The sequence below is a fragment of the Pseudomonas palmensis genome (assembly GCF_017848315.1).
In the GTDB taxonomy this organism is placed as follows: Bacteria; Pseudomonadota; Gammaproteobacteria; order Pseudomonadales; family Pseudomonadaceae; genus Aquipseudomonas; species Aquipseudomonas palmensis.
This window is the reverse complement of sequence record NZ_JAFKEC010000001.1, coordinates 255,377-270,038: the sequence shown is the minus strand read 5'-3', so window position 1 is coordinate 270,038 and position 14,662 is coordinate 255,377. Positions and strand designations below refer to the sequence as shown.

Annotated in this window: 13 protein-coding genes; 8 read left to right on the top strand and 5 right to left on the bottom strand. The window is 65.8% G+C overall.

Annotated features, from left to right (window positions below; all coding sequences use genetic code 11):
• From hisA to JZZ72_RS01175, 4 genes are all read left to right on the top strand, one after another.
• A complete protein-coding gene (hisA, locus tag JZZ72_RS01190) occupies positions 1–738 on the top strand; it encodes a 1-(5-phosphoribosyl)-5-[(5-phosphoribosylamino)methylideneamino]imidazole-4-carboxamide isomerase (RefSeq protein ID WP_043862207.1) in 738 nt (245 codons plus the stop codon).
• Between the two features lie 10 nt (positions 739–748).
• On the top strand, positions 749–1,519 hold the full coding sequence (hisF, locus tag JZZ72_RS01185; protein ID WP_043862206.1) for an imidazole glycerol phosphate synthase subunit HisF: 771 nt from the start codon (positions 749–751) through the stop codon (positions 1,517–1,519).
• 124 nt (positions 1,520–1,643) lie between these two features.
• Complete coding sequence (locus JZZ72_RS01180; protein WP_054915786.1) at positions 1,644–2,384, top strand: substrate-binding periplasmic protein; 741 nt, start codon at positions 1,644–1,646, stop codon at positions 2,382–2,384.
• A 95-nt stretch (positions 2,385–2,479) separates the two neighbouring features.
• Positions 2,480–7,120, top strand: a complete 4,641-nt coding sequence (locus tag JZZ72_RS01175) for a hypothetical protein (protein WP_210013911.1) — start codon at positions 2,480–2,482, stop codon at positions 7,118–7,120.
• Positions 7,121–7,125: 5 nt separating this feature from the next.
• Here the strand turns inward: JZZ72_RS01175 and JZZ72_RS01170 are convergent, their stop codons facing one another.
• The 4 genes from JZZ72_RS01170 to gpmI form a co-directional block, all read right to left on the bottom strand.
• On the bottom strand, positions 7,126–7,899 hold the full coding sequence (locus JZZ72_RS01170; RefSeq protein ID WP_123753324.1) for a divergent polysaccharide deacetylase family protein: 774 nt from the start codon (positions 7,897–7,899) through the stop codon (positions 7,126–7,128).
• A complete protein-coding gene (locus JZZ72_RS01165; RefSeq protein WP_210013910.1) occupies positions 7,899–9,218 on the bottom strand; it encodes a S41 family peptidase in 1,320 nt (439 codons plus the stop codon). The genes JZZ72_RS01170 and JZZ72_RS01165 overlap by 1 nt, the downstream gene beginning before the upstream one ends.
• Before the next feature lie 89 nt (positions 9,219–9,307).
• Positions 9,308–10,594 carry a murein hydrolase activator EnvC family protein gene (locus tag JZZ72_RS01160; protein WP_043862201.1) on the bottom strand — a complete coding sequence of 429 codons (1,287 nt, stop codon included), beginning with the start codon at positions 10,592–10,594 and terminating at the stop codon, positions 9,308–9,310.
• Between the two features lie 177 nt (positions 10,595–10,771).
• Complete coding sequence (gene gpmI / locus JZZ72_RS01155; protein ID WP_043862200.1) at positions 10,772–12,307, bottom strand: 2,3-bisphosphoglycerate-independent phosphoglycerate mutase; 1,536 nt, start codon at positions 12,305–12,307, stop codon at positions 10,772–10,774.
• Between the two features lie 214 nt (positions 12,308–12,521).
• On the opposite strand from gpmI, the gene JZZ72_RS01150 reads away from it, so the two are divergent.
• From JZZ72_RS01150 to secB, 3 genes are read left to right on the top strand one after another with little or no spacing between them, the layout of a single operon-like run.
• The gene (locus JZZ72_RS01150) at positions 12,522–12,938 is read left to right on the top strand and encodes a rhodanese-like domain-containing protein (RefSeq protein ID WP_043862199.1); all 417 of its coding nucleotides are present in this window, start codon (positions 12,522–12,524) and stop codon (positions 12,936–12,938) included.
• A 1-nt stretch (position 12,939) separates the two neighbouring features.
• Positions 12,940–13,194, top strand: a complete 255-nt coding sequence (grxC, locus tag JZZ72_RS01145) for a glutaredoxin 3 (RefSeq protein ID WP_043862198.1) — start codon at positions 12,940–12,942, stop codon at positions 13,192–13,194.
• Positions 13,195–13,228: 34 nt separating this feature from the next.
• The gene (secB, locus tag JZZ72_RS01140) at positions 13,229–13,717 is read left to right on the top strand and encodes a protein-export chaperone SecB (protein ID WP_043862197.1); all 489 of its coding nucleotides are present in this window, start codon (positions 13,229–13,231) and stop codon (positions 13,715–13,717) included.
• Between the two features lie 49 nt (positions 13,718–13,766).
• On the opposite strand, the gene JZZ72_RS01135 is transcribed toward secB, so the two are convergent.
• Positions 13,767–14,222 carry a tRNA (cytidine(34)-2'-O)-methyltransferase gene (locus JZZ72_RS01135; protein WP_210013909.1) on the bottom strand — a complete coding sequence of 152 codons (456 nt, stop codon included), beginning with the start codon at positions 14,220–14,222 and terminating at the stop codon, positions 13,767–13,769.
• Here JZZ72_RS01135 and JZZ72_RS01130 point away from each other — a divergent pair.
• Positions 14,221–14,658: a hypothetical protein gene (locus JZZ72_RS01130; RefSeq protein ID WP_058541653.1), complete on the top strand. Its 438-nt coding sequence runs from the start codon at positions 14,221–14,223 to the stop codon at positions 14,656–14,658. The two genes, JZZ72_RS01135 and JZZ72_RS01130, sit on opposite strands and share 2 nt — an antisense overlap.
• The last annotated feature ends 4 nt before the right edge of the window (positions 14,659–14,662 follow it).

Genomic DNA, 14,662 nt, shown 5'->3' with positions numbered 1-14,662 from the left:
ATGCTGATTATTCCCGCTATCGATCTCAAGGACGGTGCTTGCGTACGTTTGCGCCAAGGCCGCATGGAAGATTCCACGGTATTTTCCGATGACCCGGTGAGCATGGCCGCCAAATGGGTCGACGGTGGCTGCCGCCGCCTGCACCTGGTCGACCTGAACGGTGCCTTCGAAGGCCAGCCGGTCAACGGCGAGGTGGTGACTGCCATTGCCAAGCGCTACCCGAACCTGCCGATCCAGATCGGCGGCGGCATCCGCTCGCTGGAAACCATCGAGCACTACGTCAAGGCCGGCGTCAGCTACGTGATCATCGGCACCAAGGCGGTCAAGCAACCCGAGTTCGTGGCCGAAGCCTGCCGTGCGTTCCCCGGCAAGGTGATCGTGGGCCTGGACGCCAAGGACGGCTTCGTGGCCACCGACGGCTGGGCCGAGGTCAGCTCGGTGCAGGTCATCGACCTGGCCAAGCGTTTCGAGGCCGATGGCGTCTCGGCGATCGTCTACACCGACATCGCCAAGGACGGCATGATGCAAGGCTGCAACGTGCCGTTCACCGCCGCCCTGGCTGCCGCCACCAAGATCCCGGTGATCGCCTCCGGTGGCATCCACAACCTGGGTGACATCAAGGCCCTGCTCGACGCCAGGGCACCGGGGATCATCGGCGCCATCACCGGCCGTGCGATCTACGAAGGCACGCTGGATGTGGCCGAGGCGCAAGCCTTCTGCGACAGCTACAAAGGCTGAGGAGAACGGCATGGCGCTGGCCAAACGCATCATCCCTTGCCTGGACGTCGACAACGGTCGAGTGGTCAAGGGCGTCAAGTTCGAGAACATCCGTGATGCCGGCGACCCGGTGGAAATCGCCCGTCGCTACGATGAGCAGGGTGCCGACGAGATCACCTTCCTCGACATCACTGCCAGCGTCGATGGCCGCGACACCACGTTGCATACCGTCGAGCGCATGGCCAGCCAGGTGTTCATTCCGCTGACCGTGGGCGGCGGCGTGCGCACTGTGCAGGATATCCGCAACCTGCTCAACGCCGGTGCCGACAAGGTCTCGATCAACACCGCAGCGGTGTTCAACCCCGAGTTCGTGGGCGAGGCCGCGCAGCATTTCGGCTCGCAGTGCATCGTGGTTGCCATCGATGCCAAGAAGGTCTCCGGCCCGGGCGAAACCCCGCGCTGGGAGATCTTCACCCACGGCGGGCGCAAGCCTACCGGGCTGGATGCGGTGGAGTGGGCGAAGAAGATGGAAGGCCTGGGCGCGGGCGAGATCCTGCTCACCAGCATGGACCAGGACGGCATGAAGAGCGGCTTCGACCTGGGCGTGACCCGCGCCATCAGCGACGCGCTGGGCATTCCGGTGATCGCCTCCGGTGGTGTGGGCAACCTGCAGCACCTGGCCGACGGCATCCTGGAAGGGCATGCCAGCGCAGTGCTGGCGGCCAGCATCTTCCACTTCGGCGAGTACACGGTGCCTGAAGCCAAGGCCTACATGGCGCAGCGCGGCATCTGCGTGCGCTGAGCGGCCGAATTCGCCGGCAAGGCCGGCTCCTACACTGCAGCGAACCTGTAGGAGCCGGCCTTGCCGGCGAAGCATTTGCTGTTAAGGTAATGCAGGCACATCGCCAGGGAATCGGGTCCATCCTATGTTCACACGCTTGCTCGTCGTGCTCGTCAGCCTCTTCTCCCTCGCTGCCACCGTCCGCGCCGCGGACCCGATGGTGCTGCTCACCGAAAACTTCCCGCCCTACAACATGGCCAGCGACGGCAAGAACTTCGCCCGCGAAGACAAGATCCAGGGCATCGCCGCCGACCTGGTTCGCGAGATGTTCAAGCGCGCCGCCATCCCCTACAGCATGACCCTGCGCTTCCCGTGGGAACGCGTGTACCAGCAGGCCCTGAACAGCCCCAACCACGGTGTGTTCGTGATGGCCCGCCAACCCGACCGCGAAAAGCTCTTCAAGTGGGTCGGGCCGCTGGGCCCCGACGACTGGATTCTGCTGGCCCGCCCCGACAGCCCCATCACTCTCGAACACCTCGGCGACGCGCGCGGCTACCGGATCGGTGCCTATAAAGGCGATGCCATCGCCCAGCACCTGAGCAGCAAGGGGCTCAAGCCGATCACCGTGCTGCGCGACCAGGACAACGCGCGCAAGCTGCTCGAAGGCCAGATCGACCTGTGGGCCACCGGTGACCCCGCCGGGCGCTACCTGGCCCGCCAGATCGGCATCACCCAGCTCAAGACCGTGCTGCGCTTCAACGGCGCCCAGCTGTACCTGGCACTCAACCGCCAGGTACCCGATGCGGTGGTGGAAAAGCTCCAGCACAGCCTGGACCAGTTGCGCGACGAAGGCTTCGTCGACGCCACCTTCGCCCGCTACCTGTAAGCGCCTAACTATGTAGTGCCGCGGCCATGCACCGGGCTGCTGTGATGGATCGTCGCTGTGAATTGCACAGCCCGATCACTCATGGAAGGTGTTAGATGCCACTGCATATCCTGCAAGACCTGCCCACGCCCGAACCCGACAATGCCCTCGCCGCCATGGTGGCCGAGCAGTTCGCCAGCCGCCCGACCCTGCGCAGCGCCAGCGTCACGCTGCTGGAGCGTTTGCTGCGCGAGTACTTCCCCGGGCTGTCCGCCGATGTGGAGGCGCTGCGTTTGTACGTGCCCGACAGCAGCGCGCAGTTCTATCAGGTACGCCCGCTGGTGGACGCTGCACTGGACAACCTGTGCACCTGGGAACCGTTGCAGATGCATGCGGGGGGCTTGTCCGGTTTTCTGGGCCAGGCCGACGCGGTGAAACTCAAGCTGCAGGGCCATGCACTTGATGCGGACACCCTGCGCGAAATGATCAAGGTGTTTGCCGACGGCATCGTGGCCGAGTTCCAGCGGGCTCTGATGAACTACTGGCAGGCCAGGGGCAGTGAAGGCGTTCCGCGCCTGAGCTGGCTGGCCAGAACCCTGGCCCAGGCCCTGGTGCCACACGCCGGCGGCAAACAGGCCTGGGCCGGGATGCTGGGCCAGGTGCTGCAATGGCCACGCTGGTCGCTGCGTCAGGCCCAGGGCGAGCAGGCCGTGCGGGTGTACCTGGTGCAACTGCAGCTCGACGCCAGCCTGACCAGCACGCAGATGCTGCTCAGCGATCTGGTGTTGGTCCGCGGCGAGCAGGTGCTGCGCTGTACGCCCGCAGGTCAGGTCAGCGCCCACGCCTCGCTGAAGGCGTTCGGCGAGGCGTTGACCGACGAACTCGAAGGCGCCTATCGGCTGGTCGGGCTGCAGTGGCAGTTGCTGGAGGTCGAAGGCAATCCGTTCAGGGTCCAGGCCGAGGCGTTGCTCGATCAGCAGCTGCGCGACGTGCAGGCGCTGCGCCTGGGCGGGCAGTCGGTGACCGAGCTCGAGGGGTTGTTTGCCACGGTGTCCGATGTGGCTGCGCGCCTGGCCGGCAACCGGGCATTCGTGCCGACGCCTGCCGACACTCAGGTGCTTGGCCAGCTGCCGGCATGGCTCAAGCAGGCTTCGGGGGCCGATTACCTGGACTACCGCATGCAATGGCTGAGCATGGCGCTGGCGCACCAGCACAATGCCGGCAAGGCCTATGACCACGGTATCCCGACCCTGCGTGACTATGCCGCCAAGGCGCTGGGCGAGCGCATGGCGGCAGATCAACCGGACGGTCCGACCTACGACCCCTACAAGCTGGTGCTGACCTTCCAGGTGCCCTATGGCCAGGGTGGCTTCGGCTTCGTCGAGACGGTCAGGCTGCTGCTGGTGGATGCCGCGCTGGAAAACCTGTCCGGCCTGCCCAAGGGCCCGATGAGCATTGCCCATGCCGATGGCGACGAGATCGCCGCATGGCTGAGCGCCGAGTATGTGATGACACTCATCACCGCCGTGGATGTCGGGGCCAACTACCTGGCAGTGATCGAACAGGCCATGCGCACCGATGCACGCCAGGCCGACGAGCGTCGGCAGCTGTTCGCCGACACGCTGCGCGCACAACTGCCATTGCTGGCGCTGGAATACCGGATCAGGGGCGAGCAGGGCTTCACCCGCCAGGGCCTGCGCTGCGTGGACTACGCCATGAGCACCGACCAGACCGACCGGGTCGAGGTGCGCCCGCTGACCTTCCTCAGTGGCGAAGGGGCCAGCCCCGACGTGGTCGACAACATGTTCGTGTTCGCCCTGCCCGGCAGGCCCGAGCGGGTGCTGTACCGACCGCTGTTCGAGCCCCTGCTGCGCGAATTTGCCAGCGAGGCTGCATTGTTCAAGGCCCTCGAGGAGCCCGAGCTGCAAGCCAGCGTGCTGAGCTGGATGGGACGGGACGCCCGGCGCATCTATGCCAATGGCGGCTTTGCCAACCCTCACCTGGGTATCACGGTGGATGAACCGGTGGCTGTGCCGGGGGTGAACGTGCCGCGTCTTGGCGGCGCTGCGCTGACCGGTGACCTGCTGGCGCATTTCTACACCAGTACGGTGGATGCGCTGATCACCCTGGGTGACCGGCAATCGGTATCCAACGCCGAAGATCGCTGGCTGCGCTTCAAGGAGGCGGGCTGGCTGCTGTTCAATATCGCGCTGCCCTACCTGCGTGGGCCGACAGCTGTCGCCGGATGGCTGGTGCAACTGGTCAGCAGCCTGGACAGCGACTTCAAGGCGCTGCGCGAGGGGGATGACACCACGCGCGCCCAGGCCGTGGTCGACCTGCTGTTCAACCTGAGCACGGTGTTCATGCACGGGGCCGGGGAGGTCGGCATGGCGCGCGCGACGCCGATCAAGGTGCAGCCCTCGATGCTGCAGCAAACGTTGCCGGTGCGCGGCGAGCTGCCGGTGACCGGCGTGCTGGTACCGGTGCAGCAACCCCTGGGCCCGCAACTGCGCAGTGCCGATGCGTTGCCGACAGCCATGGACTTCTCCTGGAGCGGCATGCGCAACGAAGCGACGCCCGAGCTGCGTGCGTTCCTGCGCCCGATGCAGGTCACGCCCGGCCAGGAGCCGACCGGCCTGATCGAGACGGGGGAGCGCCGCGGCCTGGCGCTGATCGACGGGTACGCGCATGTAAAACTCGATGACCGCTGGTACCGCGTGCTGGAGGTGGAGGGGCGCTTCTGCATCGTCGACCCCCTCGACAGCCGCCGCCGTGGCCCGTGGCTGCGGCGTAGCAGCGAAGGCAGCTGGCAACTGGACCTGCGCCTGGGGCTGCGCGGGGGCGGGCCGAAAAAGCGCATGAGCCTGCAGGAGAAGAAGGCGCAGAACAGGCTGCAGCTTCAGCAGCTCAACGCCACGCTGGAGTCGGCGCAGCAGGATTGCCTCAGGCGCATTGTGGCCATGACCCCCAAGGTCAACGAGCTCAACGCCTTGCTCGACCCGATGTTCAAGGCCCAGCGCGAGTACCAGCTCGATCGCACGGCGACCCGGCTGGTAGCGATGAAGCAGGCACGCACGCGTGCGCAAGTGGCCGAGCAGGCACTCAAGGTCGAGCAGGACGCCTTCATCGAGGTGGCCAAGGACCTGCTGCGCACCACCCTCGAAGCCCGCGAAACCCTGAAACTGGCGGATTTCTACGGCCATATCACTGCGGCCGACTACAGCAAGGCGCTGAACCTGAACTTCAGGATGAACTTCCAGGCGCGCCTGCAGTTGCAGGCCCAGTACCACAGCAAGCAGTTCAAGATCTCGTTGCACGATGCCTGGATCGAGAATGCGTTCCAGGTCACCCTGGGTGATACCGCACAGCCGTTTTCCGCGTTGCTGGAGGCCAACACGCAGAACGAGACGTTCCACCTGCTGGCCCTGGAGCAGGCCGAGGCCTGCAGCGCCCTGGTCGAGGAGGTTCGCCGCGAGCCGGCGGTCAAGGCCACGGCCGACGAGATCATCCGCTATGGCGAGGCCAAGCGTGAAGAGCTCAAGGTGTTCAGCGCCCAGCGCATCCGCACGGCCTACCTGGAAATCCTCGGCTACATGAGCCTGGACACGCGTATCGCGGACGCCACCCAGCGCCCGTTCTACAAGGACTTGCTGCTGGACCCGGACATCGTCGCCGGGGTGCTTTCGCATGAGCAGCTGGGCATCGATGCCCAGGAGTTCACGCCCCAGGAGCGCATCCAGGTGCTGCGCGAGGCCTCGCACTGCTACTCGCGGGCCAAGGCGGTTGCCCAGTATGTGGGCGACCTGTTCGCGCCGGTGCCCGGCAAGGACTATCTGGCGGCGTTCGTGCAGACCCTCGACGAGCTCGATGCCAGCGCCAGGGCAGAACTGGACAGCCTGGTCACGGTGCCGGCCACCAGCACGACGCCCCGGCCGACGCGCAAGCGCAAGGTGATCGTCACGCGTACCCGCCGGGTGGTGGTGGGGCGGGTACGGGCGCCATCGCCCGGCGAGCCGGTGCCGATCGTGGATATCGAGGATGCCAACCACCGCATCGTGGCGTCCTACCGCGAGCACGGCGGCGATGACTGGAACCCGATCAAGACCGTACTGCCCGCCACGCCGGTCGGCCTCAAGCCGCGCAAGGCCCTGCGCAGCGAGGCGCGCCAGGTGCTCGATCAGGTCGCCCCGCTCAAGGCCAAGCAGCAGGGGTTGTCCGGCAGCGGGCATCAACCGGGGGATATCGTGTTCCCGCTGACCATCCTGGCCGATCGGCTGATCCGCGTGGCGGATGACTTCGAGCGCCACAGCGGCCTGCCCGATACCGAGCAGGCCACCGTTGCCCAGCTGCGCCAGGAGGCCCAGGGGCTCAGGGGCGCAGCCGATGCCCTGCGCCTGAGCATGTGCAAGGCGCAGAAGCCCACCGCGCGCAACCTGCTGTATCTGTGGGAGCGCAAGCAACTGCACATCGAATTCAAGGCGCCGCGCAAGGCCCTGGCGGCCGGCGACTTCATCGACGAGTACGAAGTGCGTGTGGCGGGCGGCGACAAATGGTACGTGCACCTGCACTATCCTGCCCTGGACACGCCCACGGCAGCGTTCAGCAAGGGCCACATCAAACTGGAGGCGCAACGCACCAAAGGCTATGCCGACCTGCTCGAAGAGGCGAAAACCACCGGCAAGATGGGCGTGATCTGGCGCGCCGACCTCACCCCGGCCTTCATCAAGGGCTGGTTTCCGCTACGCCCCCTGGCGTAGGCGCCTCACTGGCCGCCGGCGCTGGCGCGATAGCGCCCGCCGGCACCGTGGGCCGCCATTGCCTGGTTGCTGCGCAGGGCAATCATCTGGTGGATCTCGACCCACTCGATGCCCTGCGCCTTCAGGCGAGGCAGCTCGCGTTCGAGCACCTCCAGGGTTTGCGGGTAGGGGTGGCCGATCAGGACGGCCGAGCCCTGCCGGCGCGCCAGCTCCACGGCGATGCGCAGTTGCCCGGCAATCGCCTCGGGGGTGCGCACGTCATCCAGGAACACATCCCGCGACAGGCTTGCCAGCCCCTGTTCCTGCGCCTTGGCCGCAGCGACCGTGGCGGCGCTGGTGCGGCTGTCGACAAAGAACAGATGGCGGCGCTGCAACTCGCCCATCAGCCAGGCCATGGGCACCGGCTGTGCAGTCATGCGGCTGCCCATGTGGTTGTTGATGCCGCTGGCATAGGGCACCTTGGCCAGGGCCGCGCCCAGGCGTTGTTCCAGCTCCGGCAGCGGGGTGTCCGGGTGCCAGGCGTAGGGGCCGGTGGCCGGGTCCATGGGCATGTGCAGGATCACCGTCTTGCCGGCCTTGTGCGCCTGGCGGGCGAACGCGGTGGCGTGCGGGGTATCGGGCATGATCGCGAGGGTGACCGGGCCGGGCAGGGCCAGGGTGCGCGCATCTCGCGCAGGGCTCTGCCCCAGGTCGTCGATGATCAGCGTGAGGTAGGCCTTGGCCGGTGCCGCGTGTGCGGTACCGGCCAGGCAGAGCAGGGCGAACAGCAGATAGCGCATCACTTGCCGCTGGTGATGCTCAGGCCCTTGAGCAGGTTCAGCGCCTGGCTGAGCTGGAAGTCGTCGTCCTGCGGACGGTCCTTCTTGCTCGCGGCCTTGCCCGAAGGCCGGTCGGCGCCGCCGTTGCCGTTGCCCAGGTGACCTTGCAGGTCGGCTTCCTTGAAGTTGTCGTTGTCCTGCTCGCTGGTGATCTTGGCGCGGCGCACCTCGATGTCCGGCACGATGCCCTGGGCCTGGATCGAGCGGCCGTTGGGGGTGTAGTACAGCGCGGTGGTGATCTTCAGGGCGCGGTCGTTGTTCAGCGGCAGCACGGTCTGCACCGAGCCCTTGCCGAAACTGTCGGTGCCCATCAGCACGCCGCGCTTCTGGTCCTGCAGGGCGCCGGCGACAATCTCGGAGGCCGAGGCGCTGCCGCCGTTGATCAGCACCACCAGCGGCACGCCTTCGCTGGCATCGGCCGGGTCGGCCGAGAAGCGCAGTTCGGAGTTGGCGATGCGGCCCTTGGTGTACACGATCAGGCCCTTGGTCAGGAAGTGGTCGGCCACTTCGACGGCGGCCTGCAGCACACCACCGGGGTTATTGCGCAGGTCCAGCACCAGGCCGCGCAGTTTCTTGCCGTTGTCCTTGCGCAGCTTGGCCAGGGCCTTGCCGACCTCTTCGCCGGTCTTGACCTGGAACTGGGTGATGCGGATATAGCCGTAGCCGTCCTCGAGCAGCTGCGACTTGACGCTCTTGACCTGGATGACCGCGCGGGCCAGGGTCACGTCGAACGGCGTGCCGCCGTCGCGCACCAGGGTCAGGGTGATCTTCTGGCCGATCTTGCCGCGCATCTTGTCGACCGCCTCGGTCATGGTCTGGCCGCGGGTCGGCTGGCCGTCGATCTTGACGATCAGGTCGCCCGCCTCGATGCCGGCACGCGAGGCCGGGGTGTCGTCGATGGGCGATACCACCTTGACGAAGCCGTCCTCCATGCCCACTTCGAAGCCCAGGCCGCCGAACTCGCCGCTGGTGCTCTCCTGCAGCTCCTGGAAGTCTTCCGGGCCCAGGTAGGCGGAGTGCGGGTCGAGGTTGCTGAGCATGCCCTTGATGGCGTTTTCGAGCAGGGTCTTGTCGTCCACCGGCTCGACATAGGCGGCCTTGATGCGGTCCATCACCTCGGCGAAGGTGCGCAGCTCTTCCAGCGGCAGCGGCGCCTGGGCAGTGACCGTGGTCGGTGCCACCGTGGCTGGCTTGGCAGGCTCGGCCGCGTGGGCCAGTGGCGCGCCGATGACCAGGGCAATGGTCAGGGCCAGCGAGGTAAGGCGAGGCGTATGCAGCATGTCGAACGAACTCCTGATCCTGGTTTTGCCCCCGGGGGAGCGTCGCTGGCACCGGTTGGCGGGGCTAGCGTGAAATGAACGATGTGCCCCTATCCCTGGGCACGGCACCATTGTGTCGGGTCGCTCGGGCGGCCTTGCTGGCGAATCGCGAAGTACAGGGCGGCGGTGTCCTGGCCGCCGCTGTTGCCGACGGTGGAGATCGCCTCGCCCGACTTGACCACGTCGCCGGCATTCTTGAGCAGGCTCTGGTTGTGCCCGTACAGGCTCAGGTAGCCGTTGCCATGGTCGAGAATGACCAGAAGTCCGGCGCCGCGCAACCAGTCGGCGAACACCACGCGCCCGCCATGCACCGCATGTACCTGGCTGCCGGCGGAGGCGCTGATCATCACCCCGTCCCACTTGGCTCGCGAGTCGTCGCCGCGGGTTTCACCAAAACGTGCCAGCAATCGACCATTGACCGGCCATGGAAGTTTGCCCCGTGCTGCAGAAAAAGCGCCGCCGAAGGTGGCGCCGTCGCTGGAAACCAGCGGCCCGGGCACTGCCCTGGGCTTTTTCGGGGTGGCGTCCTGGTTGGCGGCCAGGGCTTCGCGCTGGCGCTGCTTCTCGGCTTCCTGGGCGGCCAGCAGGGCGCGCTGACGCGCCTCTTCGGCTTCGCGCGCCTGGCGTGCCAGGGTCTGCTCGATGGTCTTGAGCACCTGGGCGAGGTCGGCCTGGTCCTGTTCGCGGGCGGCCAGCTTCTGGTCGCGTGCCTTGACGTCGCTGTTGAGCTTGGCCAGCACCTGCTGGCGCTCGGCGCGGACCTTTTCCAGGTCCTGGCGCTGGGTTTCGAGGGTGCCTTGCTGGGCCAGCAACTGGGCCTGCTGCAGGGCGATGTCCTTTTCCACATTGGCCAGCTGGCGCAGGGTCTCGTTGAAGCTGCGCAGCTGCTCCAGGCGGGCCTGGCTCAGGTAGTCGTAATAGGTGAGGGTGCGCGCGAATTTCTCGGGGTTCTGCTGGTTGAGCAGCAGCTTGAGGTATTCCTCGCGACCGTTCTGGTAGGCCGAACGGGCCTGGATGGCGATCAGGCGTTGCTGTTCAACGCGGGCGCTCTGGAGTTTTTTTTTCTCTTTGTCGAGGCGCTCCAGCTCGCCTTCAGTCTTTTTTAGTTCCTGCTGCAGGGCCTCCACCTGCTTTTGCAGCTTGCCGATTTCGGTTTCGGTGCCGCGCAGGTCTTTCTGCACGCCGGACTTTTCCTGCTGCAACTGGCCAAGCAGCTTTTTCAGCTCGGCAATGTCCTGGCGCGTGGCGTCCAGTTGCTGCTGGGTTTGCGCGCGCTCGTCGGCGAATGCCGGGCCGAACAGGCAGGTCAGGGCTATGAGGATAAGTGCGCGAAGCATGGAGTAGGCGGAACCCAGGATGGAGACTGGCCTAGTATGCCCGCCATGGCGATCAAAAAAAACGACCTTCAAGCGGGATGCGATTCAGCTGCCTGTTTCAAGCTGCACGCCGCAAGAGGCGCAGCGCACGTGGCGCTGGCTCCTGCAGCTTGAACCGTGCAGCGTGGGGCGTGCCGTTCAGACGTCTACGAGAATCGAAGTACCGGTCATTTCGGCCGGTTTTTCCAGGCCCAGCAGCTTGAGCATGGTCGGCGCCACGTCCGCCAGCACGCCGCCTTCACGCACCTTGAGGTTGCGCTTGCCGACATAGATGAACGGCACCGGCTCGGTGGTGTGGGCGGTGTGGGCCTGGCCGGTGCACGCGTCTTCCATCTGCTCGACGTTGCCGTGGTCGGCGGTGATCAGCGCTTCGCCACCCACCTTGTCGAGGGCCTCGACGATGCGGCCCACGCACAGGTCCAGGGCCTCCACGGCCTTGACCGCAGCGTCGAACACGCCGCTGTGGCCGACCATGTCGCCGTTGGCGTAGTTGACCACGATCACGTCATAGCGCTGCTGTTCGATGGCCTCGACGATGCGGTCGGTGACCTCCGGCGCGCTCATTTCCGGCTGCAGGTCGTAGGTGGCGACCTTCGGCGACGGGATCAGGATGCGCTCTTCGCCTTCGAACGGTTCTTCGCGCCCGCCGGAGAAGAAGAAGGTGACGTGGGCGTACTTTTCGGTTTCGGCGATGCGCAGCTGGGTCTTGCCCTTCTTGGCCAGGTACTCGCCCAGTACGTTGTTCAGGCTGCCTGGGGCGAACGCCGCCGGGGCGGCGATCTTGGCCGAGTACTGGGTCAGGCCGATATAGGCGGCCAGTTTGGGCAGGCGTGCGCGCGGGAACTCGTTGAAGTCCGGCTCGACGAATACCCGCGACAGCTCGCGGGCGCGGTCGGCGCGAAAGTTCATGAAGATCACCGCGTCGCCGTCCTCGACCCTGACGGCCTCGCCCACGCGGGTGGCCTTGACGAACTCGTCGCTCTCGCCGCGTGCATAGGCGGCTTCAAGGCCGGCGGTGGCGGTGCTGGCGCTGAATTCGGCGGTGCTGTCGACGATCAGGTTGTAGGCGGCGCTGACGCGGTCCCAGCGGTTGTCGCGGTCCATCGCGAAGTAACGGCCGATGAGGCTGGCGATGCGGCCCTTGCCCAGGCGGGCGAAGGTGGCGTCGAGCAGTTCGATGGAAGACTGTGCGCTCTTGGGCGGGGTGTCGCGGCCGTCGAGGAAGGCGTGCAGGTAGATCTTCTCGGCGCCACGTTGCGCGGCCAGTTCGGCCATGGCCACCAGGTGGTCCTGGTGGCTGTGCACGCCACCATCGGACAGCAGGCCGAGGATGTGCACGGCCTTGCCGGCACCGGCAGCCTTGTCCACGGCGTCGCACAGCACCGGGTTCTGGAAGAACTCGCCATCCTTGATGGCCTTGGTCACGCGGGTGAAATCCTGGTACACCACGCGCCCGGCACCCAGGTTCATGTGGCCGACTTCGGAGTTGCCCATCTGCCCGTCGGGCAGGCCCACGTCCATGCCCGAGCCCGAGATCAGGCCGTGCGGCTGGGTGGCGCGCAGGCGGTCGTAAACCGGCGTGGTGGCCGAATAGATGGCGTTGTATTCGTGGCTTTCGCTGTGACCGAAACCATCCAGGATGATCAGGACCAAGGGTTTTGGCGTGCTAGTCATCTATCCCACTCGCGCTTTTGTCAGGTGATAAAGACACGCATTTTAGGGCAAATTGGTCAGCAGTGACGAATTAACCTTGCGCGCCCGCCATTGCCGCCCGACGGGTAGCAGCCCGGCAATGAGAATTACTGTCGACAACCAGTGCCGGTGGGCTTTGGCCGGCCTTGGGTGCTGTGTATACTGCCCATCATTTTTAACGGCCCGGAACCCTCTGATGGTTGCTCACCTGATCGAATTCGCGACATCTCACTATCTGCTGGTTGGTATCTTCGTCGTTCTGCTGGTCCTGCTGATCGTCACCGAAGCGCGCAAGGGCGGCCGCAGCCTGAGCAACGGCGAACTGACCGCGCTGGTCAACGCCGACAAGGGCCTGGTCATCGATATCCGTGCCAGCAAGGAGTTCTCCGCCGGGCACATCGTCGGCGCGCTGAACATCCCGCAGGACAAGTTCGCCGCGCGTATCGGCGAGCTGGAAAAGCACAAGGCGACCAAGACCCTGATCGTGGTCGACAACCTGGGCCAGCATGCCGGCGCCGTGTGCCGCGACCTGCTCAAGGCCGGCTTCAACGCCGCCAAGCTGTCGGGCGGCGTGTCGAGCTGGAAGGCCGACAACCTGCCGCTGGTGAAGTGACATGAGCAACGTCATCGTCTACTCCAGCGACTACTGCCCTTACTGCTCGCGTGCCAAGCAGCTGCTGTCCAGCAAAGGTGTGGCCTTCGAAGAGATCAAGGTCGATGGCAAGCCCCAGCTGCGCGCAGAGATGAGCCAGAAGGCCGGCCGCACCTCGGTGCCGCAGATCTGGATCGGCAGCACCCACGTCGGCGGTTGCGACGACCTGTTTGCCCTTGAGCGCGCCGGCAAGCTCGACGCGCTGCTCAAGGCCTGAATTCCCTACAAGACCCTGCAAAGAAGGATCTGTCATGACTGAAGAACAGAACAACGGCGCTGCGGCAGCCGACGAAAGCTCCCCGCAATTCTCCCTGCAGCGCATCTATGTGCGTGACCTGTCGTTCGAAGCGCCGAAAAGCCCGGCGATCTTCCGCCAGCAGTGGGAACCGAGCGTCGCGCTGGACCTGAACACCAAACAGAAAGGCCTGGAAGGCGATTTCCACGAGGTCGTGCTGACCCTGTCGGTCACGGTCAAGAACGGTGAAGAGGTTGCCTTCATCGCCGAAGTTCAGCAGGCGGGTATCTTCCTGATCAAGAACCTCGACCCGGCTTCGATGAGCCACACCCTGGGCGCGTTCTGCCCGAACATCCTGTTCCCGTATGCGCGTGAAGCGCTGGACAACCTGGTGACCCGTGGTTCGTTCCCGGCCCTGATGCTGTCGCCGGTGAACTTCGATGCCCTGTACGCGCAAGAGATGCAGCGCATGCAGGAAGCAGGCGAAGCGCCTTCGCTGCAGTAAGCTGACTGCGGTACGTTGAAAGCGCCCTTCGGGGCGCTTTTTTCATGCCTCAGGCAAAACCTTGCTGGCGCCAGGCTTCGTACACCGCCACGGCCACGGTGTTGGACAGGTTCAGGCTGCGGCAGCCTTCACGCATGGGCAGGCGCAGGCGCTGGTCGCTGCCCAGCGGGTCGAGCACCCCGGGCGGCAGGCCACGGCTTTCGGGGCCGAACAGAAAGGCGTCGCCGGGGGCGAAGGCCACGTCGTGAAACGGCCGCGAGCCCTTGGTGGTGAAGGCGAACAGGCGCGGGTTGCCCAGGCTCTCGAGGCAGCTGGGCAGGTCGCTGTGGCGCTTGAGGGTGGCGTACTCGTGGTAATCCAGGCCCGCACGGCGCAGGCGCTTGTCGTCCAGTTCGAAGCCGATCGGGTCGATCAGGTGCAGCTGGCAGCCGCTGTTGGCGCACAGCCGTATAATGTTGCCGGTATTCGGTGGAATTTCCGGTTGAAAAAGGATGACGTGAAACATGCACGGCTCCGAGCATAAAGATGACGAGCATTCTACCCCCGAACCGGACCCGCGTTCGAAACTGTGGCCGCGGGTGCTGTTCTCCATGGCCCTGTTCGGTATGCTGGTGGGCCTGATGATCGGCCGCCTCACCGCGCCTGAACCACGGGTACTGGAGCGAGTGGAGGTGGTGGCCGATGGCCTGAACCTGTGGTTCAACGAAGAGCCGCAACTGCATGGCGAGGAGGTCGAGGGCACGCTGGCGCTGGTGTTCCAGGCCAGCGGGCGGAGCCAGAAGGGTCAGTTGCAGTTGGCGGGCAAGCCCGTGAGCTGGCGCCTGCAGAACAGCGACCAGGGCCTGTTGCTGAGCCTGGTGGCGGCCCGGCCGCTGCGCGGCGACTGGGCCGGCGAGCCGGTGCAGGGCCGCTGGAGGGTGCAGGTGAAACTGCACGAATAAAAGA